We start from the raw sequence: 23,785 nt of genomic DNA, 5'->3' as shown, positions 1-23,785 counted from the left end.
TATTTCCGTTCAGAAAAGAAAGTTACATTAAAAACCCGAAATTATTCGGGTTTTTAATTAGTTAAGTGCTATATATTTTCGTGTCCGGGGGTACACCTAAGAGGGTGCGCAAGACAACACTCCAGTGTTCATTATTTATGACTGTCAAGCCATTTATTCATCTGCTCAATTTCACCTTTTTGAGCTTTAATGATGTCCTGCGCAAGCTTTCTCATTTCGGGATCTTTTCCGTATTTGAGCTCGGTCTCAGCCATTGCGATTGCCCCTTCATGGTGTGCGATCATACCTTTTGCAAAGGCCTTATCGGGATTGGATTCATTAACGGCGGCCATCATTTTTTCATGCATATTTTTCATGCCAGCCATATATTCCTGTGATGATGCCGATGAGTGCATATCTGACATTTTCATTTCCGAATGTTCAGCAGAAATGGCTGGCAGGGATAACATTAATATTACAAAAAGGGTGTTTTTGATTTTCATATAATAATTCCTTTCAGACAGGTACCGGTTAAGTGTAGCTGAGTCAGACAAAAAAGCCCCCTGACGGGGGGCAAAAATGTAGCAACGTTGTTTCAGGAAAATCTATCAGGGAAAAGGTAACAGCACGGATACTACCGTCGCATTCAGCCTGCATTGATCATGCGGCGGTGCGCTTCGGCCATGGCCTGATGTGGGCCGGATTGCCCGTTATTCATGAATTCATGGGCAACCGCTGCTCTTTCATGCTCATTCATCGCCGCGTAAGACGTTGACGGGACGGTCGTGGATACCGTGTTATTTCCCATCATCTTCTGATGACTTTCCACCATTTTCTGGTGCGCATCCGCCGAGCCGTTCGTCATGGTCTCATGAGCAATAATGGCCTGTTCATGCTGGTCCATACCGGTCATACGAGGAGCAGTCCCCTGGATCCCGACAGGAGCCGCAGCAGACTGCATCTGGTGAGCAGGAGCCTGTGCATTGTTGACGCGATCATGGATATTCACGGTTTCAGTGGCCCAGGCCGATGAAATTAAACCAAAGCCCAGCAAAGATGCTAATACGATATTTTTCATGATAACTCTCCATTTCTGAATTAGTGATGTCCGGGGAAGTACAACCGGTGTTTTCAGTTCCATAACTGAAACAAGTTCGGCAGCGTTTATTTCTCCGGAAGAGGGCTGGATATTCATTTCCTGGCGTACTCTGACGCCGGGTATTGATGAAGCAATCCAGCCTTCCTGATAAGTTGCACTAATTATATCGAATGGCTTCTGTTTGCTGCATGACAGGCTAATGACATCTTTGTCATTTACATCTTTATTTTCAGCATTGGGTTTCCGGGATCATTTTCTCCAGTCTGGGCACGGATAAGATAAAACGCGTGGAGCGTACGTCTGATTCCACCTGCACTCTTCCGTGATGTGCTTCCACGATTGACTTCACAATCGCAAGGCCGATGCCGCTGCCTTCTCCTTTGCGTTGTCTGGATGGATCCACCCGATAAAAACGGTCAAACAGCCTTGATAAATGTTCTTCAGGGATCGGTTTCCCCGGATTTTCAATCACAAGGTCAAAAAAGCTCTCCTGCTCTCTTATTGAGACGGTGATTGCCTGTCCCTCCGGGGTATAACGCAGGGCATTGGATAACAGATTATTGATCGCCCTTCTGAACATTTGTGGATCTCCCTCAACCAGGCAGGGCATCCCGTTAAATTTGAGCGTGATATTGCGTTCTTCGGCCCAGGCTTCGAAAAACTCGAAGACTTTCATGACTTCCGCTCTGAGGTCAAACATGACCCTGTCAGGTATCAGCTGATTATTATCTGCCTGTGCCAGGAACAGCATATCGCTGACCATTTTGGTCATCCGGTTATACTCTTCAAGACTGGAATAGAGGACATCCTCAAGTTCCCTCTGTGTTCGATCCTGACTCAGTGCGATTTCAGTCTGCGTCACCAGATTGGTGATGGGCGTTCTGATCTCATGCGCGATATCGGCAGAGAAATTGGCCTGGCGGGTAAAGACATCCTCAATCTTTCCAATCATATGATTGAACGAGATAACCAGTTGCTCCAGCTCAATGGGAACGCGTGTCGGTTCCAGTCGCGCATCAAGATTCTCGGAGGTGATGTTTTTAATGGCATTGCTGACATTACGAAGGGGCAGGTGCCCCTGACGGACAGCGATTCGAATGATCAGAACAATCAACAGGCTTATCACGACGGCAATCGCAATCAGGTTCTTTTTCAGCGCATCGAGGTAATGGAGATGGAAATTAATGGATAGGCCAGTCAGCATGACATAGTTCTGCTGTTTGCCCTGAAATATCGCCTGACCAGAGGAGGCGATAATCCTGTATGTTTCCATCTTCATTTCGGACCCGGTATCCATCGGTCCCGCAGGATCCTCCACCGTCCAGAGAAAGACATCCCGTGCGCGGCTGTGCTCGCTAAAATCTGCTGAATTCACTGCCGGGCGTAGTGCCGCCCCCTGAGCTGAGCTAAAGAGCACTTCACCCCTGGGATTGAGGAGCAAAAGGGCAACGTTGCGGTAGCTGGCAATTGATTCCTTTATTTTGCTTACTTTTTTTTCATCCGGATCTGCCGGGGACTGGAGTATACGGCTCAGTGTGGTGCTGATTTGTTGCAGATCGCTGACATCCTGCTCGGCAAAATGCTTTTCAACAGAATGCAGCATAAACCAGGTGAAGGCGATAAACGCCAGTATTGTGGACAGGCTGATAAAAAAGGTCAGCCGCAGAGCGAGTGAGAAAGGTCGTCTGGACGGTTTGCTATGCATCCGGGATCTCCAGCATGTAGCCCACGCCCCGCACTGTCTGGATCAGTTTTGTCCCGTAATCGTTGTCTATTTTAGCGCGGAGTCGCTTTACTGCGACATCAATCGCGTTAGTGTCGCTGTCAAAATTCATGTCCCAGACCTGAGAGGCAATCAGGGAGCGGGGAAGAACTTCTCCCTGATGGCGAATGAAGAATTCCAGCAAGCTGAACTCTTTACTGGTGAGCACAATGCGGTTCCCGGCGCGGCTGACTTTTCTGGATACGAGATCAACCGAGAGGTCAGCCACTTTAAGCTGGCTTTCCGTGATCATCGTGTTTCCCCGCCTGAGGAGGGTTCTTACCCGGGCGAGCAGTTCAGCAAACGCAAAGGGCTTCACCAGATAATCGTCCGCACCCAGCTCAAGTCCTTTGACCCTGTGTTCAATCGTGCCAAGGGCCGTCAGCAGTAATACCGGCATCCCCTTTCCGGCACTGCGCAGCATACGGATGATATCCCAGCCGTTTACATCAGGCAGCATGATATCCAGGATGACTAAATCATACTCGGCTGTCATGGCAAGATGATATCCGGTCAGACCATTATCAGCGTGATCCACGACGAACCCCGCCTCTGTCAGCCCCTTGCTGAGATATTCACCTGTTTTAATTTCGTCTTCAACGATTAATATTTTCATCATGCTCCCCCGCTGGCTGCTAATGTCATTTTATTGCGCCCACGATCGTTATCAACGGATTACAGCAAAAATGACAACATTGTCATTATCCTGTCACCCGGCAAACAGAGAGCGTTCGGTAAAGTATCCCTATCAATACTCTGGACTTCGTTTGAACCATTTACCAGGTCTGCCTGTACGAGAAGCGTTATGTTCAAATTAAAATTACTCAGCATCAGTACCATATTCATCCTGGCTGGTTGTGTTTCTCTGGCACCTGAATATCAGCGTCCGCCAGCTCCGGTTCCCCAGCAGTTTTCATTGTCTAAAAACAGTCTGACGCCTGCGGTAAACAGCTATCAGGATACGGGCTGGCGAAACTTTTTTGTCGATCCCCAGGTCAGCAGGCTGATCGGTGAAGCCCTGAATAATAACCGTGATTTGAGAATGGCTGCCCTGAAGGTTGAAGAGGCCCGGGCCCAGTTCAACGTCACGGATGCAGATCGTTATCCCCAACTGAATGCCTCATCCGGGATCACATACAACGGTGGTCTGAAAGGTGACAAGCCGACCACACAGGAGTACGACGCGGGTCTGGAGCTCAGCTATGAGCTCGATTTTTTTGGCAAACTTAAGAACATGAGTGAGGCTGATCGCCAGAACTACTTTGCCAGCGAAGAAGCCCGTCGTGCCGTACACATCCTGCTGGTCTCCAGCGTTTCACAGAGCTATTTCAGCCAGCAACTGGCGTACGAACAACTCCGTATTGCGCGGGAAACGCTGAAAAATTATGAACAGTCCTATGCTTTCGTTGAGCAACAGCTCGTGACCGGGAGTACGAACGTTCTGGCACTTGAACAGGCGAGAGGACAAATCGAAAGTACCCGCGCCGAAATAGCCAAACGAGAAGGCGATCTGGCTCAGGCAAACAATGCCCTGCAACTGGTGCTGGGAACGTACCGCGCACTTCCGTCAGAAAAAGGGATGAAAGGCGGGGAGATCGCACCAGTAAAATTGCCACCAAATCTGTCGTCACAAATTTTGCTGCAGCGACCGGATATTATGGAAGCGGAATATCAGCTGAAAGCGGCTGATGCCAATATTGGCGCAGCGCGAGCGGCCTTTTTCCCCTCCATTACCCTGACCAGTGGTCTTTCCGCAAGCAGTACGGAGCTGTCAAGCCTGTTTACGTCAGGAAGTGGAATGTGGAATTTTATCCCTAAAATTGAAATTCCTATTTTTAATGCTGGCAGGAATAAAGCCAATCTGAAGCTGGCTGAAATTCGCCAGCAACAATCGGTGGTTAATTACGAACAAAAAATTCAGTCAGCCTTTAAGGATGTTTCCGACACGCTTGCGCTGCGCGACAGCCTTAGCCAGCAACTTGAGTCACAGCAGCGTTATCTTGATTCACTTCAGATAACTCTCCAGCGTGCCAGAGGATTATATGCAAGTGGTGCTGTCAGTTACATCGAAGTGCTGGATGCAGAACGTTCCCTCTTCGCTACGCAGCAAACCATTCTCGATCTTACCTATTCCCGACAGGTTAACGAAATTAATCTGTTTACCGCGCTGGGTGGCGGTTGGGTAGAGTAAATTTATTTAATTAATCAGGAAATTAAAAATGCGTAATTCACTTAAAGCCGTTTTATTTGGTGCCTTCTCTGTCATGTTTTCTGCCGGTCTTCATGCTGAAACACATCAGCATGGCGATATGAATGCTGCCAGTGATGCTTCGGTACAGCAGGTTATCAAGGGCACCGGTGTCGTTAAAGACATTGATATGAATAGTAAAAAGATTACCATTTCGCACGAAGCAATCCCTGCTGTGGGCTGGCCTGCAATGACCATGCGCTTCACTTTTGTTAATGCAGACGACGCTATCAATGCCCTGAAAACCGGCAACCATGTCGATTTCTCGTTTATTCAGCAGGGCAATATCTCCTTACTCAAAAGCATTAACGTTACGCAATCCTGATTATCAGTCCGGAGCAAATACATCCAGTGCGCCTGAACATTCATTAAGGGATTACTGTGAATGAATGATCGGGCGCATATGCCAGGTGTTTTGATTTTTCAGCGAGAAATTGTATGGCTTCTTTAAAGATAAAATATGCTGCAATAATTATCAGCAGCCTCATAGCAGGGGGGCTGATATCGGTTACTGCCTGGCAGTATGTAAACTCATCACAAAAAACAGTACAAACCGAACAAAAGGCACCGGAGCGAAAGGTACTTTTCTGGTATGACCCGATGAAACCGGATACCAAATTTGATAAACCCGGAAAATCTCCCTTTATGGATATGGACCTGGTGCCGAAATATGCTGATGAAAGTGGCGATAAAAGCAGTGGCGGGATCCGTATCGATCCAACCCAGGTTCAGAATCTGGGATTAAAAACGCAAAAAGTTACGCGAGGAATGCTGAATTATTCCCAGACAATCCCGGCTAATGTCAGTTACAACGAGTATCAGTTTGTCATTGTGCAGGCGCGTTCTGACGGTTTCGTCGAAAAAGTGTATCCCCTGACGATTGGCGATCATGTGAAGAAAGGCACTCCGCTTATCGATATCACCATTCCTGAATGGGTTGAGGCACAAAGTGAGTTCCTTCTGTTATCCGGTACAGGCGGTACGTCAACCCAGATAAAAGGGGTTCTGGAGCGACTTCGTCTGGCTGGTATGCCGGAAGAGGATATTCAAAGGCTGCGTTCAACCCGCACAATCCAGACCCGTTTTACCATTAAAGCACCTATTGATGGTGTCATTACTGCGTTTGACCTGCGCACCGGAATGAATATTTCGAAAGATAAAGTAGTGGCTCAGATTCAGGGGATGGACCCGGTCTGGATCAGCGCTGCAGTGCCAGAATCTATCGCCTATCTGCTGAAAGATACGTCGCAGTTTGAAATTTCGGTACCGGCTTATCCGGATAAAACATTCCATGTCGAAAAATGGAACATTCTTCCCAGCGTGGATCAGACAACCCGTACGCTTCAGGTCCGTCTCCAGGTTTCTAATAAGGATGAGTTTCTCAAGCCGGGCATGAATGCCTATCTGAAACTGAATACCAAGAGCCAGGAGATGCTGCTGATACCAAGCCAGGCCGTTATCGATACCGGCAAAGAACAGCGCGTGATTACTGTTGATGATGAAGGCAAGTTTGTGCCGAAACAGATCCACGTTCTGCATGAATCACAGCAACAGTCCGGCATTGGCTCCGGCCTGAATGAAGGCGATACCGTGGTGGTCAGTGGCCTGTTCCTCATTGACTCCGAAGCCAATATTACGGGCGCGCTGGAACGTATGCGCCACCCTGAAAAAACAGAAAACAGTATGCCAGCAATGTCTGAGCAGCCTGTAAATATGCATTCAGGGCACTGAGGAGACGACGATGATTGAATGGATTATCCGGCGCTCTGTCGCCAACCGTTTCCTGGTCATGATGGGCGCACTGTTTCTCAGCATCTGGGGCACATGGACGATAATTAACACGCCGGTCGATGCGCTGCCTGACCTGTCAGATGTGCAGGTCATTATTAAAACCAGCTATCCCGGACAGGCCCCGCAGATTGTAGAAAACCAGGTCACCTATCCGCTTACCACCACCATGCTGTCCGTACCTGGCGCAAAAACCGTGCGTGGCTTTTCACAGTTCGGTGATTCGTATGTGTATGTCATTTTTGAAGACGGCACCGATCTGTACTGGGCCCGTTCGCGCGTGCTGGAATACCTGAATCAGGTTCAGGGCAAACTGCCTGCGGGTGTGAGCTCTGAAATCGGCCCGGACGCCACGGGAGTGGGCTGGATATTTGAATATGCCCTTGTCGATCGCAACGGAAAACACGACCTTTCAGAACTGCGCTCTCTGCAGGACTGGTTCCTGAAATTTGAGCTGAAAACCATCCCGAACGTGGCTGAGGTCGCTTCGGTTGGCGGCGTGGTGAAACAGTACCAGATTCAGGTCAATCCGGTAAAACTGTCCCAGTACGGTATCAGCCTGCCCGAAGTGAAACAGGCACTTGAATCGTCTAACCAGGAGGCCGGTGGCTCATCCGTTGAAATGGCCGAAGCGGAGTATATGGTCCGTGCCAGCGGTTATCTTCAGAGCATTGATGATTTTAATAACATCGTCCTGAAAACAGGTGAGAACGGCGTGCCGGTTTATCTGCGGGATGTTGCCCGCGTGCAGACCGGGCCCGAAATGAGGCGTGGTATTGCCGAGCTGAACGGCCAGGGAGAAGTCGCTGGCGGCGTGGTGATCCTGCGGTCGGGTAAAAATGCGCGCGACGTTATCACGGCAGTGAGGGATAAACTGGAGACGCTGAAGGCCAGCCTGCCGGAAGGCGTTGAAATCGTGACCACCTACGATCGCAGCCAGTTAATCGACCGGGCGATTGATAACCTCAGTTCCAAACTTCTGGAAGAGTTTATCGTGGTGGCCATCGTCTGTGCTCTGTTCCTGTGGCACGTACGTTCTGCCCTGGTGGCGATTATCTCTCTGCCGCTTGGCCTGTGTATCGCCTTTATCGTCATGCACTTCCAGGGACTGAACGCCAATATCATGTCGCTGGGAGGGATAGCGATTGCCGTCGGTGCGATGGTGGATGCCGCCATTGTGATGATTGAAAATGCGCACAAACGGCTTGAGGAGTGGGATCATCAGCATCCGGGTGAGCAGATTGACAACGCCACCCGCTGGAAGGTGATTACCGACGCCTCCGTGGAAGTGGGACCCGCGTTGTTCATTAGCCTGCTGATCATCACCCTGTCCTTTATTCCTATCTTTACCCTGGAAGGGCAGGAAGGTCGTCTGTTTGGCCCGCTGGCATTCACGAAAACGTACTCCATGGCGGGAGCGGCCGCACTGGCCATCATCGTCATTCCTATTCTGATGGGATTCTGGATCCGGGGGAAAATTCCTGCCGAGACAAGTAACCCCCTGAACCGGGTGCTGATCAAAGCGTATCATCCTTTGCTGCTGCGGGTCCTCCACTGGCCAAAAACAACCCTGCTGGTTGCGGCCTTGTCCATTTTCACGGTTATCTGGCCACTGAGTCAGGTGGGCGGTGAATTTCTGCCGAAGATTAACGAGGGCGATCTGCTGTATATGCCGTCGACCCTGCCTGGCGTCTCTCCGGCAGAAGCTGCAGCGCTCCTGCAGACAACAGACAAGTTAATCAAAAGCGTTCCTGAAGTGGCTTCTGTATTTGGCAAGACCGGTAAAGCAGAGACCGCAACGGATTCCGCGCCGCTCGAAATGGTGGAAACCACGATCCAGCTCAAACCTGAGGATCAGTGGCGTCCCGGCATGACAATTGACAAGATTATTGATGAACTCGACAGGACAGTCCGTTTACCGGGTCTGGCAAACCTCTGGGTGCCGCCTATCCGTAACCGTATTGATATGCTCTCAACCGGGATCAAAAGCCCGATAGGTATCAAAGTGTCCGGGACTGTTCTGTCCGATATCGACGCGACGGCGCAGAGTATCGAGGCGGTAGCCAAAACCGTGCCTGGCGTGGTGTCTGTCCTGGCTGAGCGACTTGAGGGCGGGCGCTACATCGATATCGATATCAACCGGGAGAAAGCCTCCCGCTACGGGATGACGGTAGGTGATGTCCAGCTGTTCGTCTCTTCAGCAATCGGAGGTGCTATGGTGGGTGAGACGGTTGAAGGGGTGGCCCGGTACCCTATTAACATTCGCTACCCGCAGGATTACCGGAACAGTCCGCAGGCGCTGAAACAGATGCCGATCCTGACCCCGATGAAGCAGCAGATCACGCTGGGCGATGTCGCGGATATTAACGTCGTTTCTGGACCAACCATGCTGAAAACCGAAAATGCCCGGCCAGCCAGCTGGATTTATGTTGATGCCCGCGGCAGGGACATGGTGTCGGTGGTTAACGACATTAAGACGGCCATCAGCGAGAAAGTGAAACTGAGACCGGGAACCAGTGTGGCATTCTCCGGACAGTTTGAACTGCTTGAGCATGCCAACAAGAAACTGAAGCTGATGGTGCCGATGACGGTGATGATCATTTTCATCCTGTTGTATCTGGCATTCCGCCGGGTTGACGAAGCCCTGCTGATCCTGATGAGCCTGCCGTTCGCCCTGGTTGGCGGAATATGGTTCCTGTACTGGCAGGGCTTCCATATGTCAGTGGCGACCGGAACCGGGTTTATCGCCCTGGCCGGGGTGGCAGCAGAGTTTGGCGTGGTCATGCTGATGTATCTGCGCCATGCCATTGAAGCGCACCCGGAATTGTCCCGTAAAGAGACGTTCACACCGGAAGGTCTTGATGAAGCCCTCTATCATGGTGCCGTACTGCGTGTCCGGCCGAAAGCCATGACCGTGGCGGTGATCATTGCGGGTCTGCTGCCAATACTCTGGGGAACCGGCGCAGGTTCAGAAGTCATGAGCCGTATTGCTGCGCCAATGATTGGTGGGATGATCACGGCTCCGCTGCTGTCCCTGTTCATTATTCCTGCCGCCTACAAATTAATCTGGCTGCGCAGACATAAAAAAAGCGTGTCATAACCCTGAAAGGGCGCCCCCAGTGGGCGTCCTTCTGCACTGATTCACCCTGACGTCAGGGTTTATATCGATAATATACAGAGGTGAGTATGAAAAAAGTGGTTCTAATGGCCCTGGCTCTCGGCCTGTCACTGCCTGCAATGGCGAGTGAAAAAGTCATTGATATGTACAAATCTGAAAACTGTGGCTGTTGTTCCCTGTGGGGCAAAGCGATGGAAAAAGACGGGTTCGAAGTGCGAACTCACGTCATGAATGATCAGGCGCTGTCAGCCCTGAAAGAAAAGCATGCTGTTCCTGCTGGACTACGAAGTTGTCATACCGCGGTTGTAGGTAATTTGATCATTGAAGGCCATGTGCCTGCGGCAACGATACATAAGGCCATGCAGTCTGGTTCGGGTATATACGGTCTCGCCACCCCCGGTATGCCAGCAGGAAGTCCGGGAATGGAGATGGGGGCCCGAAAAGAGGCTTACGATGTTATCGCATTCTCACCGGAGGGCAGTAAAAAAGTCTTCCAGCGAATCGAATAGTCAGCGGAACGGCTGATAACGGGACGCCGGCAGCAGGCACTCTTATGCCGGCGGCATTCGTGGTAATCGCATCCATGACATATCCTGAAGACAGAAAATGCTTCAGATATGCATAAGGAGAGTTACTGTGAAAAATGACAATGCAGTGGAACATAACAACCAGACTGCTTCTGAGCAGACATCATCCCCGGACGAGAGTCACGCATTGCATAAGGTGAGAGATCCCGTGTGCGGGATGGTCATCCTGCCTGACAAGGCGCACAGCAGCATTCGATACCAGGACCATCAGCTTTATTTCTGCTCCGCCAGCTGTGAGAGCAAATTTAAAGCCCATCCCGATCATTATTTTACCGAAGATGCCAGTGAACATCACCATCACCACGACCACCATGAAGTCAGCCCTGATAAGATAAAACAGTCTCACCGCCAGGCGGAGAAAGAGATTTCTGAAGGTGTGTGGACATGTCCGATGCATCCGGAGATACGCCGTAGTGGTCCCGGAAGCTGTCCTGTCTGTGGAATGGCACTGGAGCCGCTCGTAGCTACGGCATCCACGGGGACGAGTGATGAACTTCGCGACATGACAAGACGCTTCTGGCTGGGGTTGTTGCTGGCGTTTCCGGTTCTGATACTCGAAATGGGTTCTCATCTGTTTCCCGCTTTGAGGAATACAGTACCGCCACAGTACAACACATGGCTGCAGTTACTTCTGGCCTCTCCTGTCGTTTTGTGGTGTGGCTGGCCATTCTTCGCCCGGGCCGGAATGTCGTTACGTAACCGCTCCCTGAATATGTTTACCCTTGTTGCAATGGGGACCGGCGTAGCCTGGGTTTACAGCGTCATTGCAACCGTCTTCCCCTCCTGGTTTCCTGCATCGTTCAGAAACATGGATGGCCTGGTGGCCATTTATTTTGAAGCCGCAGCTGTTATTACGGTGCTTGTTCTGCTGGGACAGGTCCTTGAATTGCGGGCAAGGGAACAAACCTCAGGTGCCATTACTGCACTTCTGAACCTTGCCCCCAAAACCGCCAGGCGGCTGGATCATGACGGTCATGAAACGGATATTAATGCGGAAGATGTCCTGCCTGGCGATAAGCTCCGCATCAGACCCGGAGAGAGTATTCCGGTCGACGGTATCGTGGTCGAAGGCAAAACAACCGTGGATGAATCGATGGTGACCGGGGAGTCTATGCCGGTTACCAAAACGGAGGGTGAACCCGTCATTGGGGGGACGATTAATCAGACAGGTAGTCTTATCATCCGTGCAGAGAAAGTCGGTGATGAAACGATGCTCTCACGAATTGTTCAGATGGTCGCTGATGCACAGCGTTCGCGGGCCCCCATCCAGAGAATGGCTGACAGCGTTTCAGGCTGGTTTGTTCCTCTGGTGATACTTATCGCGGTTGTTGCTTTCATGATCTGGTCTGTCTGGGGGCCCGAGCCCAGGATGGCGCACGGTCTCATTGCGGCTGTGTCGGTCCTGATTATTGCCTGTCCCTGCGCGCTGGGGCTGGCCACGCCGATGTCGATAATGGTGGGGGTGGGCAAAGGAGCCCAGGCCGGGGTGTTAATCAAGAATGCCGAAGCCCTTGAGCGTCTTGAAAAAGTGGACACGCTGGTTGTCGACAAAACAGGCACGCTCACGGAAGGTTCGCCGACAGTGACAGGGATTATCAGTCTCAATCCGGGTGGGGAAACATCTCTTTTGCGTGTAACGGCCGCAGTGGAAAAAGGCTCGCAGCATCCGCTGGGTATGGCAGTAGTTAAAGCAGCACAGGAAAAGGGGATCGCAATACCCGCAGTCACTCATTTCAATGCGCCGTCGGGTAAAGGTGTCTCAGGCGATGTCGAAGGTCAACGGGTTGTTATTGGTAATGAACTGGCTATGCAGGAAAACAGTATCGTTATTGATAATCAAAAGGCCGTTGCGGATACGTTGCGGATGGAAGGTGCTACCGTTATCTATGTGGCCACAGACGGGCACCTTGCAGGCCTGATAGCTATCTCGGATCCCGTGAAAGCAACCACGCCGGATGCGCTTAAAGCTTTGCGTCAGGCGGGGATCCGCATCGTTATGCTCACCGGGGATAACCAGCTTACCGCTGAAGCAGTCGCACGGAAACTGGGAATAGATGAGGTTGAAGCCGGGATTCTGCCGGATGGCAAAAAAGCAGTGATAACCCGACTGAAAGCGTCTGGCCATGTGGTTGCGATGGCCGGAGACGGTGTGAATGATGCCCCGGCGCTGGCAGCGGCTGACGTGGGAATAGCCATGGGAACGGGTACAGATGTGGCAATTGAAAGTGCCGGAGTCACCCTTCTCAAAGGCGACTTGATGATACTGAACAGGGCCCGTCATCTGTCAGAAATCACCATGAAAAATATCCGACAGAATCTGTTTTTTGCATTTATCTACAACGCACTTGGCGTGCCTGTGGCTGCAGGCCTGCTTTATCCTGTGTATGGAATACTGCTGTCGCCAGTTATTGCGGCGGCGGCCATGGCTCTTTCCTCCGTCAGCGTCATTGTGAATGCGTTGCGTCTGAAAAGTGTCAGGCTCGGGAAATAACACTGAGTGAAGGGGCTGTTACGAACAGAAGGAGTCCAGTATGAAAAGTACCACCTATGCGCTTATTGCTGTCGCCGCGATCGCGGCATTTGCCCTCCTGCGCGAACACTGGTCACATGTGGCAGGTTACTGGCCATATCTGTTATTGCTGGTCTGCCCGCTAATGCATCTTTTCCACGGCCACGGAGGGCATGGAGATCATCAACATCAAGGAAGTGAAAACGATAAAAAAAATTAATCCGGCAGACGGGGCCGCATCGCGGCCCCGTTATCAGTCCAGGTATCGTTCGTAGTCTCTGGCATGCGCAAAGGCATGCTGTTCAAGTTTGTTATCAGCGGGTGCCGCTGCCCGGAACGCCAGTGAGTTAACAGGATTGTTATTGATGACCAGCTCGTAATGCAGATGAGGACCGGATGAACGTCCGCTGTTACCGGATAACGCAATAGCGCCTCCCCGGGTAACCCTGGCCCCTTTAGTAACGAGTATTTTATTGAGGTGGAGATAGCGAGTTTTAACACCGGCTTTTCCTGTTACTTCAACAAAATATCCCATGGTGCTGTTGTATTCGGCCCGGGTGATTTTTCCGTCGATGACGCTGACTATTTTCGTGTTCATGGGCATGGAATAATCAATGCCATTATGGGGACTCACTTTTCCCGATACCGGGTTAAGTCTTGCAGGATTGAAAGGCGAACTGAGTCTTGCTGTGGCCGGTAACGGATAATCGAGACTGCCTTTCCCGGAAGTATCGGAAAGGTTATAGAACTTTTTATCTGATATACGATACGCCGTGTAATTAAATGAACCGGACGTAAATTTATAGGCCACGACACGTGATTTTCCCGCTTTCTTTTGCAGTACGAGTTTTAATGATTCATTTTTTTTCAAATGCCGCAGATTAAACCGGGAAGGCAAGGAGCGCTGAAGAGTATCGATCTCGTTCGATTCCAGCCCCGAGCGGGTGGCTGAAAGGTAGGCATTTTCTTTTACGACATCGGTAGAATACATTTACTGGAATTCGCCGTTAGCATGAACACTGCGGCGTATGCTAGGGGTTTTCAGGAGGCGTGTCATCTGTCAGTTAATCGGGAGCACCGTTGATGGTCGTCATTTTTGTAACATATCTTGTTTCCCGTTTGCTCCTGAAGCTCTGGGATCTGGGAACTGTATGACCAGCCCGACGGTGATGATTAACGGGACTGAAACAGGTTACGGCAGAGCAATATGGGGCTCATGTCCTGCTACGTAACCCGTCAGTAAAGCCCTGCTGCGCACCTGACGCTAAGCACTAACCCGCCTGCAGTTACCTGGTCGAATACAGCCCGCGAAGCTTTCTTGCCAGCGTCTGATGTGCTTCCGCACCGGCATTATTGACCTGCTCATGCACGAGAGCGGCTTTTTCTCCGGCATTCAGTTCGTTAAAAGAAGAAGACGAGGTCTTTGAATTTGCATCACTGCCGGACAGCATTTTTTTATGTTCCTCAATCATTTTCTGATGCGCATAGGACGCGCTGTTGTTCATAAATGAATGAGCAACAATGGCCCTTTCATGTTCATTCATTTCAGAGAATGAGGGCGTGTTGTTTTTATTAACCCTGTCCGGTAAGTTTTCATGCGTCGAGTAATTCACATGACTGACGGCTGAGGCATTATTAACAAATCGATGTGCTTCATGGGCAATATCACTGGACTGAGCAAAAGCTGCCCCACAAAATAAAGCTGTAAACGCAGTGGTCGTGATTAATATATTCATGTGTAATTACCTTCTGAGGTACATAAAAGATGTCCTTATGATCATATATAAAAATAATCAACCTGTGGGGAAGATGACGTAAATGTAATACAGCTATGTACATTACACGATTGTAATGAATTTGTTTCTTAAGGTGTGCTAGATTCATTTCATTGTAAGTGGATGAACCAGTAATTTAATTTAAATCGGTTCTCGAATTCTGTCAGTAACCATACTTTAAATAAGGGAATGCGCATGCTGTTGAAAACGTCTCGACGAACTTTCCTGAAGGGGTTAACCCTCTCTGGCGTAGCCGGAAGTCTTGGCGTATGGAGTTTCAATGCGCGTTCCAGTCTGAGCCTGCCAGTTGCCGCATCCCTGCAGGGTACTCAGTTTGACCTGACCATTGGTGAAACGGCCGTCAATATCACGGGCAGTGAGCGTCAGGCCAAAACAATCAATGGAGGCCTGCCGGGGCCCGTTCTTCGCTGGAAAGAAGGTGACACCATTACCCTGAAGGTCAAAAACCGTCTTAATGAACAGACGTCCATTCATTGGCACGGCATTATTCTTCCGGCCAATATGGATGGTGTTCCGGGGCTGAGTTTTATGGGCATAGAGCCTGATGATACCTACGTTTACACCTTTAAGGTTAAGCAGAACGGGACTTACTGGTACCACAGCCATTCCGGTCTGCAGGAACAGGAGGGGGTATACGGTGCCATTATCATCGATGCCAGGGAGCCAGAACCGTTTGCTTACGATCGTGAGCATGTGGTCATGTTGTCTGACTGGACCGATGAAAATCCTCACAGCCTGCTGAAAAAATTAAAAAAACAGTCGGATTACTACAATTTCAATAAACCAACCGTTGGCTCTTTTTTCCGCGACGTGAATACCAGGGGGCTGTCAGCCACCATTGCCGATCGGAAAATGTGGGCTGAAATGAAAATGAATCCGACTGACCTCGCGGATGTCAGTGGCTACACCTACACCTATCTCATGAACGGGCAGGCCCCGCTGAAAAACTGGACCGGACTGTTCCGTCCCGGTGAAAAGATACGCTTACGGTTTATCAACGGCTCGGCAATGACCTATTTCGATATCCGTATCCCCGGGCTGAAAATGACGGTCGTGGCTGCAGATGGCCAGTATGTAAACCCGGTTACCGTTGACGAATTCAGGATTGCCGTTGCCGAAACCTATGATGTCATTGTGGAGCCTCAGGGTGAGGCCTATACCATCTTCGCACAATCCATGGACAGGACCGGTTACGCTCGAGGGACACTGGCCACGAGAGAGGGGTTAAGTGCTGCCGTTCCCCCCCTCGATCCCCGTCCTCTGTTGACCATGGAAGATATGGGTATGGGGGGAATGGGACATGATATGGCAGGAATGGACCACAGCCAGATGGGAGGCATGGATAACAGCGGAGAGATGATGTCTATGGACGGTGCTGACCTTCCGGATAGCGGGACATCCTCCGCGCCCATGGATCACAGCAGCATGGCCGGTATGGATCATTCCCGGATGGCCGGAATGCCGGGTATGCAAAGTCATCCTGCGTCAGAAACGGATAACCCACTGGTTGATATGCAGGCGATGAGCGTCTCTCCGAAATTAAATGATCCGGGTATTGGTCTTCGAAATAACGGAAGAAAGGTTCTCACGTACGCGGATTTGAAAAGCCGCTTTGAGGATCCTGACGGACGTGAACCTGGCCGTACCATAGAACTGCATTTAACCGGCCACATGGAAAAGTTTGCCTGGTCATTTAACGGAATCAAGTTTTCAGATGCCGCACCGGTGCTGCTGAAATACGGTGAGCGGCTCAGGATCACGCTGATCAACGATACCATGATGACTCACCCCATTCACCTGCATGGTATGTGGAGCGATCTGGAAGATGAAAACGGTAATTTCATGGTTCGTAAACACACAATAGATGTTCCCCCTGGTACAAAACGCAGTTACAGAGTGACAGCAGATGCGCTTGGCCGCTGGGCGTATCACTGCCATTTGCTCTATCACATGGAAATGGGAATGTTTCGTGAAGTCCGGGTGGAGGAATGATGCGAATGAAGAGAAATTTGAAGGCCATACCTGTTCTGGTCGCCGGTTTGTTTACCTCACAGCTTTCTATTGCGGCGGGCTCCGTCTCTGCAGATCCCCACGCCGGGCACGACATGTCTGCCATGCAGATGCCAGCAGATGAGAATTTCACTGAGATGACGTCAATGGAGCCCATTGTAACTGAGAGCAGAACGCCAATTCCGCCTGTTACCGATGCCGACCGGAAGGCTGCATTCGGCAATTTACAGGGGCATGCGATTCACGACAGTGCGATTAATTATCTGGTTCTGCTGGATCAACTGGAATGGCAACGGTCGGATAACACCAACAATTTCAGCTGGAGTGTTAACAGCTGGATTGGAGGCGACACAGATCGGATTTGGCTAAAGAGTGAAGGTGAACGAAGCAATGGGGAAACGGAGGCGGCTGAAGCGCAGTTACTCTGGGGACATGCGGTTGGCCCATGGTGGGATTTGGTTGCGGGTGTCAGGCAGGATTTCAGACCTGCTTCTGCCCGGACCTGGGCTGCTGTCGGTTTTCAGGGGCTGGCACTCTATAATTTTGAGTCTGAAATTACGGGTTTTGTCAGTAATGGCGGAAAAGCAGCCCTTCGTCTGGGAGGAGAATACGACGTTTTACTGACTAACCGGCTCATACTCCAGCCATCCTATGAGGTGAATTTCTACAGTCAGGATGATGAATCGCGGGGTCGCGGCAGGGGACTGACTGACACAGAGCTGGGGCTCCGGCTGCGCTATGAAATACGCCGTGAGTTTGCACCCTATATAGGCGTTTCCTGGAATCAACTTTACGGGAAAACATCCGATATGGCGAAAAGAGAAGGTGAGAAAGACCATCAGGTAGTATTCCTGGCGGGAGCCAGAATCTGGTTTTAACGCACTGATATAAAACACTCAACTAAACAGGTAAATAAAATGTCGATTTTAAATAAAGCCATTCTTACAGGTGGCCTCGTTATGGGCGTTGCTTTCTCTGCTATGGCCCATCCGGAATTAAAAAGCTCTGTGCCACAGGCTGATTCAGCCGTAGCGGCCCCGGAAAAGATTCAGCTTAATTTCTCGGAAAATCTGACCGTGAAATTCTCAGGTGCAAAATTAACGATGACGGGTATGAAAGGCATGTCATCACATTCTCCGATGCCGGTCGCGGCAAAAGTGGCGCCAGGCGCTGACCCTAAATCGATGGTCATTATTCCGCGAGAGCCTTTACCCGCTGGCACTTATCGTGTTGACTGGCGCGCGGTTTCTTCAGATACGCACCCTATTACCGGTAATTACACCTTTACAGTGAAGTAATATTATGAACGACCTGATTATGATTGTTATTCGTTTTCTTCTTTATCTGGATTTGATGGTGATATTTGGATTGCCATTTTTTCAGATATATGGAATAAGCGGTGTCAGACATGAAACCTATAACCTGACTAATTTCAGGTCGTTTATAACCTTTGCTGTTGTTACAGGCATCATTCTTACTGGCATTAATATGCTCCTGGTATCTAATGCCATGAGTGGAGTAACTGACCTCAGAGAATTATCCATCCATGTTATCGAGATGGTGATAGAAGAAACTGATGTGGGTATTAGCTGGATTGTCAGGCTCTGTGCCCTGTTTACCACACTCGGTGCTTTGTTCCTTTACACTAATAAGAGAGTATTGTCCTGCCTGCTGATGACGATGAGTGGGGGCGTGGCGCTGGCTACACTTGCCTGGGGAGGACACGCCGTTATGCATGACGGTCTGCATTACTATCTCCATTTACTGAGCGATCTGACCCATCTCGGCGCTGCAGGTGCCTGGACAGGTGCTCTGGTTGCATTTGCTATCCTGCTGATGCGCAGAAACGAGCATAATGCACAGAGCGTCATTGTGATATCTGACTCCCTGGCAAAATTTGCCACGGCAGGAACGGTGATTGTTGTAGCCCTGATCCTGAGTGCGCTGGTCAACTATCTGTATATTGCTGAGGGTAACTTAACTCCCTTATTCAACAGTTCCTGGGGGAGGATATTGCTTGCCAAGACGGCTCTGTTTGTTCTGATGCTTCTTCTGGCTGCAGCAAACCGGTTTCACCTGGGTCCCCGGCTTGAAGTTATGGTCAGGGAAGGGAATTATGATCGCAGCGTTGCCCTGATGCGAAACAGCATCCTGACAGAATTCGTTGTTGCGATTATCATTCTGGGCGCCGTAGCGTGGCTTGGAATGCTTGCTCCGTCTCAGATCAGCTAGGGGACAGCCAAAGCTCATGCGTGAGATTTTTACTTTCATATCAGCGAGTTGACCATGCAGCGTATTTTAATCGTTGAAGACGAACAAAAAACAGGTCGTTACCTGCAGCAGGGACTGGTTGAGGAAGGCTATCAGGCCGATCTCTTTAATAATGGCCGCGATGGTCTCGGGGCCGCGTCGAAGGGACAGTATGATTTGATAATACTGGACGTGATGCTGCCTTTCCTCGACGGGTGGCAAATCATCAGCGCACTGAGGGAGTCCGGGCACGAAGAACCGGTCCTGTTTTTAACCGCAAAGGACAACGTGCGGGACAAAGTGAAAGGACTGGAGCTTGGCGCAGATGACTACCTGATTAAGCCCTTTGATTTTACGGAGCTGGTTGCACGTGTAAGAACCCTACTGCGCCGGGCACGCTCGCAGGCCGCAACAGTCTGCACCATCGCCGATATGACCGTTGATATGGTGCGCCGGACCGTGATCCGTTCGGGGAAGAAGATCCATCTCACCGGTAAAGAATACGTTCTGCTTGAGTTGCTGCTGCAACGCACCGGAGAAGTGTTACCCAGGAGTCTTATCTCGTCCCTGGTCTGGAACATGAATTTTGACAGTGATACGAATGTGATTGATGTCGCCGTGAGACGTCTGAGAAGTAAAATTGATGATGACTTTGAGCCAAAACTGATCCATACCGTTCGCGGTGCCGGATATGTCCTGGAGATCAGAGAAGAGTGAGGTTCAAAATTTCCCTGACCACACGCCTGAGCCTGATTTTTTCTGCGGTGATGCTTACGGTATGGTGGTTATCAAGTTTTATCCTGATTAGCACCCTGAATGGCTATTTCGATAATCAGGACCGCGATTTTCTGACAGGTAAACTTCAGCTCACCGAAGAGTTTCTTAAAACAGAGACGTTCAGGAACAAAACGGATATTAAGTCATTATCAGAAAAAATAAACGATGCGATGGTGGGGCACAATGGCTTATTCATTTCTATAAAAAACATGGAAAATGAAAAAATTGTTGAACTCTATGCCAAAAATTCTGTTGTTCCAGCGGTCCTGCTTAATAAGTCGGGTGATATTCTCGACTATATGATCCAGACGGAAGAAAATAACACCGTGTACCGCAGTATCTCGCGGCGGGTTGCCGTGACGCCGGAACAGGGTAAAAGCAAACATGTCATCATTACGGTTGCCACGGATACTGGGTATCACACCCTGTTTATGGACAAACTCAGTACCTGGCTGTTCTGGTTCAATATCGGTCTGGTCTTTATTTCTGTTTTTCTGGGCTGGCTGACCACACGTATTGGTCTGAAACCGCTACGGGAAATGACCAGTCTGGCTTCCTCCATGACCGTACACAGCCTGGATCAGCGTCTAAATCCCGATCTGGCTCCGCCGGAAATCTCTGAGACCATGCAGGAGTTCAATAATATGTTTGATCGCCTGGAGGGGGCATTCCGGAAACTGTCAGATTTCTCGTCTGACATCGCGCATGAGCTGCGCACACCAGTCAGTAATCTGATGATGCAGACGCAGTTTGCACTGGCTAAGGAAAGGGATGTTTCGCATTACCGCGAAATTTTATTCGCTAACCTGGAAGAACTGAAAAGGTTGTCACGAATGACCAGTGACATGCTTTTTCTGGCACGTTCAGAGCATGGTCTGCTGCGGCTGGATAAACATGATGTGGATCTGGCAGCCGAACTGAATGAATTACGTGAGTTGTTCGAGCCCCTGGCAGACGAAACAGGAAAGACAATCACGGTTGAAGGAGAGGGCGTTGTTGCCGGAGACAGCGATATGCTCCGACGTGCTTTCAGTAACCTGCTTTCCAATGCAATCAAGTATTCTCCCGATAACACCTGTACAGCGATACACCTTGAGCGTGACAGTGACTGTGTGAACGTGATGATTACGAATACGATGTCCGGCCAGGTTCCCGCTAATCTGGAACGTTTGTTTGACCGGTTCTATCGCGCAGACTCATCAAGGTTCTACAACACGGAAGGCGCGGGGCTGGGATTATCAATTACAAGGTCGATCATTCATGCTCACGGCGGCGAGCTGTCAGCAGAACAGCAGGGGCGGGAAATTGTGTTCAGTGTGCGTCTGTTAATGGATTAATACCGTTATTCAGGAGAAACCCGGAAGGTGACAAAAATGTCATCGTTCAGTCACGCGATAAACAGAGGCGGTTTTTTATAATCAGCCATAAATCAGGACAGCGTGATAATTCAATCGCCCGGTTCCTGGCGTGATGATCAACCAGCCCTGAGATCAAATGCTTTCTCTGTTATAAGCATTGATTGTTCGGGTATGAAAACACCGGAGACCCAACCATGAAAAAGATCCTTGTATCCTTTATTGCCATGATGGCTGTCGCTTCATCTGCCTGGGCTGCAGAGACAATGAACATGCATGACCAGGTAAATAATGCCCAGGCGCCTGCCCATCAGATGCAATCATCCGCTGAAAAAAGTGCAGTTCAGGGGGAGAGCATGAAAATGATGGATATGAGCGGTCACGATCAGGCCGCAATGTCCCATGAAATGATGCAAAACGGCAATTCTGCCGCCCATCAGGACATGGCTGAAATGCATAAAAAAATGATGAAAGCCAAACCTGAGAACACCCAAGAAACTGCTAAGCCATTTTCCGAAATGAGCGAGCATGAGAAAGCCGCTGTTGTGCATGAGAAGGCGAATAATGGCCAGTCTTCCGTTATTCATCAGCAACAGGCGGAAAAGCATCGCAGCCAGATCACCCAGAATTAACCCGCAGCTCCACTTGTCAGACCCTCATTTGACGCCGAAGTCACTGGCTTACGCTCCCGTCCGGGAGCGTTTTTTTTATAAGCGAAATGAATAATAATGAAAGAGTCCATACACAATGTTTTTTTTGGTCATGTCGACCTCACAATTAACTTATATTGTTTGAGAATCCTGTTCCCCGGTCATCTCCAGGGTGCATGTCGCGCCGTATCCTGAGACTGGCTGAGAATACGAATGACCGTAACCATAGAATGTGATGATACAAAATAGATCGTATGCCGGTTCTACCGGCAGTGTGCAGATATCGTCTCCCAGCTCTGCACAATGCGTGCCGATATCATGCATGGCCAGCACATCAAATACTGCAGCTATACGACCGATCTATGCATCCGCCTGAACAACCCCGATCTGTCTGAAGCTGAAGTCCCAGATGGCCTCCAGATCCTCTTCTGCTTTGGGTGTCAGCTCAATCTCTTTCATTTGCCACCCTGGCCCTGACATTCCTCAGGAATGCATTCTTGTTCCATGGTTTCGCCTCGCCGCTGCTGATCCCTTCGGCCAGCAGATCGCGCAGTTCCTGAAGTCTGGATTCAGCCTGCTTTTCATGCAGCTCATCACCCACGTCCACCGTCATCGTACGAGCCATAACCCCTCCATATCTTAATGTAAGATTTATTCTTACATCATTAAATCAGCTTACTACGCTGCTTCCATCTCCGGCATTTTTTCAAAACAGCCCTGCTGCAGTCTGGAGATCCGACTTAGCCAGAAACCGGATCTGCGCGGCGGGAAACGCGCAAAGGATATGATAATTAAACCAAAAACATAAAATCATACTGAATGTGATATTTAGCATTAAACACATAACAATATCTGATATGATATTTGAATTATTAGTAAGAAATCATACATGATATGATTTTTAACCTAACCGGACATGTTCAGACGGAGCGAGCAGGATGGATGAGAAAGAAGTGAATTTTTCACTCAGCTATGAGCAGCTGACCCGGATAGCGGAAGAGCGTATCCGTGAATGCAATCTGGACAGCCAGGGCGCGATTTACATCAGCGAGTCAGCCAAGGCCGGTGCCGTGCTGAGCTATTGGTATGAACTGGCCATAAATGGCTATGCCTCAGTGAATGCCATAAAGAGACAAGAGCTCATAGACGCCGATCACCTGCGCCTCAGACAACTCATCTGGCCGGAGGCGGACAAGCAATGACTCAGGCGCGCCGACCATCGCCGCTGCAGCGGCGGGTGCTGATTGTGCTGGCCGCCCTCGATGCGAAACGGCCGGGACCGGTGGCGACGCGGGATATCGAGCGGGTGCTGGAGCAGGGCGGGGACGCCCCGGTGTACGGGCCGAACCTGCGCGCCTCCTGCCGGCGCATGGAAGCCGCGGGCTGGCTGCGCACCCTGCGCGCCCCGAACCTGCAGCTGGCCGTCGAGCTGACGGAGGCCGGTCGCGGCATTGCAGAACCGCTCTTCCAGGCAGAACGCGAGGCTGAAACGGCACGACAACGACTGACAGACGTCCGGCGTCTGCCGTTACGCCAGACGGCTGCCGGTGACGCGGTGGAGCTGCAGCTGGATGACGGCCATTACACCATCAGGGAAGCGGCCTACGTGATCCGTCTGGACGGTACCACCTGTCTGCAGCTGACGGATGCCGGCGGCATACGCCGGATAAAAGAGGGCGATCCCCTGCAGGTGGCCAGCTGGTATCAGACCTGTTTTGATGCAGGCCTGCCGGTCACCGTCCAGGTGAATGAGAGCCGGGACTGATCGCCACCACACAAGGAACAGGAGCATAAAATGAAAGTCACTGAACCCGGACTGAATACGCTGATCGATAACCTGAACACCCTGATTTGCGA

Annotated in this window: 24 protein-coding genes and 2 pseudogenes; 17 read left to right on the top strand and 9 right to left on the bottom strand. The window is 50.4% G+C overall.

Translation table 11 applies throughout. The features are described 5' to 3' along the window. Nucleotides 1-131 precede the first annotated feature (131 nt). The 4 genes from HMPREF3096_RS18480 to silR form a co-directional block, all read right to left on the bottom strand. The gene (locus HMPREF3096_RS18480; RefSeq protein ID WP_000694953.1) at nucleotides 132-482 is read right to left on the bottom strand and encodes a CopM family metallochaperone; all 351 of its coding nucleotides are present in this window, start codon (nucleotides 480-482) and stop codon (nucleotides 132-134) included. A gap of 143 nt (nucleotides 483-625) precedes the next feature. Then, a complete protein-coding gene (gene silE / locus HMPREF3096_RS18475) occupies nucleotides 626-1,057 on the bottom strand; it encodes a silver-binding protein SilE (protein WP_000790483.1) in 432 nt (143 codons plus the stop codon). A gap of 250 nt (nucleotides 1,058-1,307) precedes the next feature. Further along, a complete protein-coding gene (gene silS, locus HMPREF3096_RS18470; RefSeq protein ID WP_003032875.1) occupies nucleotides 1,308-2,783 on the bottom strand; it encodes a copper/silver sensor histidine kinase SilS in 1,476 nt (491 codons plus the stop codon). Continuing rightward, the gene (gene silR, locus HMPREF3096_RS18465; protein ID WP_001572351.1) at nucleotides 2,776-3,456 is read right to left on the bottom strand and encodes a copper/silver response regulator transcription factor SilR; all 681 of its coding nucleotides are present in this window, start codon (nucleotides 3,454-3,456) and stop codon (nucleotides 2,776-2,778) included. Before silR ends, silS begins: the two co-directional genes overlap by 8 nt. 189 nt (nucleotides 3,457-3,645) lie before the next feature. On the opposite strand from silR, the gene silC reads away from it, so the two are divergent. The 7 genes from silC to HMPREF3096_RS18430 all read left to right on the top strand — a co-directional run bounded on the left by silC (nucleotide 3,646) and on the right by HMPREF3096_RS18430 (nucleotide 13,310). Continuing rightward, complete coding sequence (gene silC / locus HMPREF3096_RS18460) at nucleotides 3,646-5,031, top strand: Cu(+)/Ag(+) efflux RND transporter outer membrane channel SilC (protein ID WP_023280925.1); 1,386 nt, start codon at nucleotides 3,646-3,648, stop codon at nucleotides 5,029-5,031. Nucleotides 5,032-5,059: 28 nt separating this feature from the next. Next, the gene (gene cusF / locus HMPREF3096_RS18455; RefSeq protein ID WP_001246153.1) at nucleotides 5,060-5,413 is read left to right on the top strand and encodes a cation efflux system protein CusF; all 354 of its coding nucleotides are present in this window, start codon (nucleotides 5,060-5,062) and stop codon (nucleotides 5,411-5,413) included. Nucleotides 5,414-5,526: 113 nt separating this feature from the next. Continuing rightward, on the top strand, nucleotides 5,527-6,819 hold the full coding sequence (gene silB, locus HMPREF3096_RS18450; protein ID WP_001485328.1) for a Cu(+)/Ag(+) efflux RND transporter periplasmic adaptor subunit SilB: 1,293 nt from the start codon (nucleotides 5,527-5,529) through the stop codon (nucleotides 6,817-6,819). A 10-nt stretch (nucleotides 6,820-6,829) separates the two neighbouring features. Next, nucleotides 6,830-9,976, top strand: a complete 3,147-nt coding sequence (gene silA / locus HMPREF3096_RS18445) for a Cu(+)/Ag(+) efflux RND transporter permease subunit SilA (RefSeq protein WP_000574021.1) — start codon at nucleotides 6,830-6,832, stop codon at nucleotides 9,974-9,976. 86 nt (nucleotides 9,977-10,062) lie between these two features. Beyond that, nucleotides 10,063-10,503 carry a DUF411 domain-containing protein gene (locus tag HMPREF3096_RS18440; protein WP_002436620.1) on the top strand — a complete coding sequence of 147 codons (441 nt, stop codon included), beginning with the start codon at nucleotides 10,063-10,065 and terminating at the stop codon, nucleotides 10,501-10,503. A gap of 97 nt (nucleotides 10,504-10,600) precedes the next feature. Further along, nucleotides 10,601-13,072, top strand: a complete 2,472-nt coding sequence (silP, locus tag HMPREF3096_RS18435) for an Ag(+)-translocating P-type ATPase SilP (protein ID WP_128306664.1) — start codon at nucleotides 10,601-10,603, stop codon at nucleotides 13,070-13,072. Between the two features lie 40 nt (nucleotides 13,073-13,112). Next, the gene (locus HMPREF3096_RS18430; protein WP_000843497.1) at nucleotides 13,113-13,310 is read left to right on the top strand and encodes a DUF2933 domain-containing protein; all 198 of its coding nucleotides are present in this window, start codon (nucleotides 13,113-13,115) and stop codon (nucleotides 13,308-13,310) included. Between the two features lie 33 nt (nucleotides 13,311-13,343). On the opposite strand, the gene HMPREF3096_RS18425 is transcribed toward HMPREF3096_RS18430, so the two are convergent. Together HMPREF3096_RS18425 and HMPREF3096_RS18420 are read right to left on the bottom strand one after the other, a co-directional pair. Further along, nucleotides 13,344-14,081: a peptidoglycan DD-metalloendopeptidase family protein gene (locus HMPREF3096_RS18425; protein WP_070544542.1), complete on the bottom strand. Its 738-nt coding sequence runs from the start codon at nucleotides 14,079-14,081 to the stop codon at nucleotides 13,344-13,346. 295 nt (nucleotides 14,082-14,376) lie between these two features. Continuing rightward, the gene (locus tag HMPREF3096_RS18420) at nucleotides 14,377-14,826 is read right to left on the bottom strand and encodes a hypothetical protein (protein ID WP_032442625.1); all 450 of its coding nucleotides are present in this window, start codon (nucleotides 14,824-14,826) and stop codon (nucleotides 14,377-14,379) included. 234 nt (nucleotides 14,827-15,060) lie between these two features. On the opposite strand from HMPREF3096_RS18420, the gene pcoA reads away from it, so the two are divergent. The 7 genes from pcoA (at nucleotide 15,061) to HMPREF3096_RS18385 (ending at nucleotide 21,910) form a co-directional block, all read left to right on the top strand. Then, nucleotides 15,061-16,878: a multicopper oxidase PcoA gene (gene pcoA / locus HMPREF3096_RS18415; RefSeq protein WP_000925242.1), complete on the top strand. Its 1,818-nt coding sequence runs from the start codon at nucleotides 15,061-15,063 to the stop codon at nucleotides 16,876-16,878. A 5-nt stretch (nucleotides 16,879-16,883) separates the two neighbouring features. Continuing rightward, a complete protein-coding gene (gene pcoB / locus HMPREF3096_RS18410; RefSeq protein WP_001378118.1) occupies nucleotides 16,884-17,774 on the top strand; it encodes a copper resistance outer membrane transporter PcoB in 891 nt (296 codons plus the stop codon). Nucleotides 17,775-17,813: 39 nt separating this feature from the next. Next, a complete protein-coding gene (pcoC, locus tag HMPREF3096_RS18405; RefSeq protein ID WP_000025662.1) occupies nucleotides 17,814-18,194 on the top strand; it encodes a copper resistance system metallochaperone PcoC in 381 nt (126 codons plus the stop codon). Nucleotides 18,195-18,249: 55 nt separating this feature from the next. Then, complete coding sequence (gene pcoD, locus HMPREF3096_RS18400; protein ID WP_080821469.1) at nucleotides 18,250-19,128, top strand: copper resistance inner membrane protein PcoD; 879 nt, start codon at nucleotides 18,250-18,252, stop codon at nucleotides 19,126-19,128. Between the two features lie 54 nt (nucleotides 19,129-19,182). Next, on the top strand, nucleotides 19,183-19,863 hold the full coding sequence (gene pcoR / locus HMPREF3096_RS18395) for a copper response regulator transcription factor PcoR (protein WP_001188930.1): 681 nt from the start codon (nucleotides 19,183-19,185) through the stop codon (nucleotides 19,861-19,863). Then, the gene (gene pcoS / locus HMPREF3096_RS18390) at nucleotides 19,860-21,260 is read left to right on the top strand and encodes a copper resistance membrane spanning protein PcoS (RefSeq protein WP_002436614.1); all 1,401 of its coding nucleotides are present in this window, start codon (nucleotides 19,860-19,862) and stop codon (nucleotides 21,258-21,260) included. The genes pcoR and pcoS overlap by 4 nt, the downstream gene beginning before the upstream one ends. A 215-nt stretch (nucleotides 21,261-21,475) precedes the next feature. After that, nucleotides 21,476-21,910, top strand: a complete 435-nt coding sequence (locus HMPREF3096_RS18385) for a hypothetical protein (RefSeq protein WP_004118347.1) — start codon at nucleotides 21,476-21,478, stop codon at nucleotides 21,908-21,910. A 179-nt stretch (nucleotides 21,911-22,089) separates the two neighbouring features. Here the strand turns inward: HMPREF3096_RS18385 and HMPREF3096_RS31515 are convergent. From HMPREF3096_RS31515 to HMPREF3096_RS18375, 3 genes and pseudogenes are all read right to left on the bottom strand, one after another. Next, nucleotides 22,090-22,252 (bottom strand): annotated as a pseudogene (locus HMPREF3096_RS31515) (type II toxin-antitoxin system RelE/ParE family toxin). A gap of 36 nt (nucleotides 22,253-22,288) precedes the next feature. Further along, nucleotides 22,289-22,408: a type II toxin-antitoxin system RelE/ParE family toxin gene (locus HMPREF3096_RS31795; protein WP_009654306.1), complete on the bottom strand. Its 120-nt coding sequence runs from the start codon at nucleotides 22,406-22,408 to the stop codon at nucleotides 22,289-22,291. Next, nucleotides 22,374-22,553, bottom strand: a complete 180-nt coding sequence (locus tag HMPREF3096_RS18375) for a type II toxin-antitoxin system ParD family antitoxin (RefSeq protein WP_004118349.1) — start codon at nucleotides 22,551-22,553, stop codon at nucleotides 22,374-22,376. The genes HMPREF3096_RS31795 and HMPREF3096_RS18375 overlap by 35 nt, the downstream gene beginning before the upstream one ends. A gap of 313 nt (nucleotides 22,554-22,866) precedes the next feature. Between HMPREF3096_RS18375 and HMPREF3096_RS18370 the strand changes: the two genes are divergently transcribed. From HMPREF3096_RS18370 to HMPREF3096_RS31720, 3 genes and pseudogenes are all read left to right on the top strand, one after another. Beyond that, nucleotides 22,867-23,130: a hypothetical protein gene (locus tag HMPREF3096_RS18370; RefSeq protein WP_009310051.1), complete on the top strand. Its 264-nt coding sequence runs from the start codon at nucleotides 22,867-22,869 to the stop codon at nucleotides 23,128-23,130. Next, a complete protein-coding gene (locus HMPREF3096_RS18365; RefSeq protein ID WP_009310052.1) occupies nucleotides 23,127-23,693 on the top strand; it encodes a hypothetical protein in 567 nt (188 codons plus the stop codon). The genes HMPREF3096_RS18370 and HMPREF3096_RS18365 overlap by 4 nt, the downstream gene beginning before the upstream one ends. A gap of 30 nt (nucleotides 23,694-23,723) precedes the next feature. Next, nucleotides 23,724-23,785: pseudogene (locus tag HMPREF3096_RS31720) on the top strand (DNA-binding protein); the annotation flags it as partial.

Origin of the sequence: Klebsiella sp. HMSC25G12 (assembly GCF_001807705.1) — a bacterium.
Classification (GTDB): domain Bacteria; phylum Pseudomonadota; class Gammaproteobacteria; order Enterobacterales; family Enterobacteriaceae; genus Klebsiella; species Klebsiella variicola.
The sequence above is the reverse complement of the archived record's forward strand: the minus strand, read 5'-3'. Positions and strand labels throughout refer to the sequence as shown.

What these genes read in the sequence shown, in the direction of transcription:
- HMPREF3096_RS18480 (WP_000694953.1), bottom strand. Translation starts at nt 482, where the DNA reads ATGAAAATCAAAAACACCCTTTTTGTAATATTAATGTTATCCCTGCCA.
- silE (WP_000790483.1), bottom strand. Translation starts at nt 1,057, where the DNA reads ATGAAAAATATCGTATTAGCATCTTTGCTGGGCTTTGGTTTAATTTCA.
- silS (WP_003032875.1), bottom strand. Translation starts at nt 2,783, where the DNA reads ATGCATAGCAAACCGTCCAGACGACCTTTCTCACTCGCTCTGCGGCTG.
- silR (WP_001572351.1), bottom strand. Translation starts at nt 3,456, where the DNA reads ATGAAAATATTAATCGTTGAAGACGAAATTAAAACAGGTGAATATCTC.
- silC (WP_023280925.1), top strand. Translation starts at nt 3,646, where the DNA reads ATGTTCAAATTAAAATTACTCAGCATCAGTACCATATTCATCCTGGCT.
- cusF (WP_001246153.1), top strand. Translation starts at nt 5,060, where the DNA reads ATGCGTAATTCACTTAAAGCCGTTTTATTTGGTGCCTTCTCTGTCATG.
- silB (WP_001485328.1), top strand. Translation starts at nt 5,527, where the DNA reads ATGGCTTCTTTAAAGATAAAATATGCTGCAATAATTATCAGCAGCCTC.
- silA (WP_000574021.1), top strand. Translation starts at nt 6,830, where the DNA reads ATGATTGAATGGATTATCCGGCGCTCTGTCGCCAACCGTTTCCTGGTC.
- HMPREF3096_RS18440 (WP_002436620.1), top strand. Translation starts at nt 10,063, where the DNA reads ATGAAAAAAGTGGTTCTAATGGCCCTGGCTCTCGGCCTGTCACTGCCT.
- silP (WP_128306664.1), top strand. Translation starts at nt 10,601, where the DNA reads ATGCTTCAGATATGCATAAGGAGAGTTACTGTGAAAAATGACAATGCA.
- HMPREF3096_RS18430 (WP_000843497.1), top strand. Translation starts at nt 13,113, where the DNA reads ATGAAAAGTACCACCTATGCGCTTATTGCTGTCGCCGCGATCGCGGCA.
- HMPREF3096_RS18425 (WP_070544542.1), bottom strand. Translation starts at nt 14,081, where the DNA reads ATGTATTCTACCGATGTCGTAAAAGAAAATGCCTACCTTTCAGCCACC.
- HMPREF3096_RS18420 (WP_032442625.1), bottom strand. Translation starts at nt 14,826, where the DNA reads ATGAATATATTAATCACGACCACTGCGTTTACAGCTTTATTTTGTGGG.
- pcoA (WP_000925242.1), top strand. Translation starts at nt 15,061, where the DNA reads ATGCTGTTGAAAACGTCTCGACGAACTTTCCTGAAGGGGTTAACCCTC.
- pcoB (WP_001378118.1), top strand. Translation starts at nt 16,884, where the DNA reads ATGAAGAGAAATTTGAAGGCCATACCTGTTCTGGTCGCCGGTTTGTTT.
- pcoC (WP_000025662.1), top strand. Translation starts at nt 17,814, where the DNA reads ATGTCGATTTTAAATAAAGCCATTCTTACAGGTGGCCTCGTTATGGGC.
- pcoD (WP_080821469.1), top strand. Translation starts at nt 18,250, where the DNA reads ATGGTGATATTTGGATTGCCATTTTTTCAGATATATGGAATAAGCGGT.
- pcoR (WP_001188930.1), top strand. Translation starts at nt 19,183, where the DNA reads ATGCAGCGTATTTTAATCGTTGAAGACGAACAAAAAACAGGTCGTTAC.
- HMPREF3096_RS18385 (WP_004118347.1), top strand. Translation starts at nt 21,476, where the DNA reads ATGAAAAAGATCCTTGTATCCTTTATTGCCATGATGGCTGTCGCTTCA.
- HMPREF3096_RS31795 (WP_009654306.1), bottom strand. Translation starts at nt 22,408, where the DNA reads ATGTCAGGGCCAGGGTGGCAAATGAAAGAGATTGAGCTGACACCCAAA.
- HMPREF3096_RS18375 (WP_004118349.1), bottom strand. Translation starts at nt 22,553, where the DNA reads ATGGCTCGTACGATGACGGTGGACGTGGGTGATGAGCTGCATGAAAAG.
- HMPREF3096_RS18370 (WP_009310051.1), top strand. Translation starts at nt 22,867, where the DNA reads ATGGATGAGAAAGAAGTGAATTTTTCACTCAGCTATGAGCAGCTGACC.
- HMPREF3096_RS18365 (WP_009310052.1), top strand. Translation starts at nt 23,127, where the DNA reads ATGACTCAGGCGCGCCGACCATCGCCGCTGCAGCGGCGGGTGCTGATT.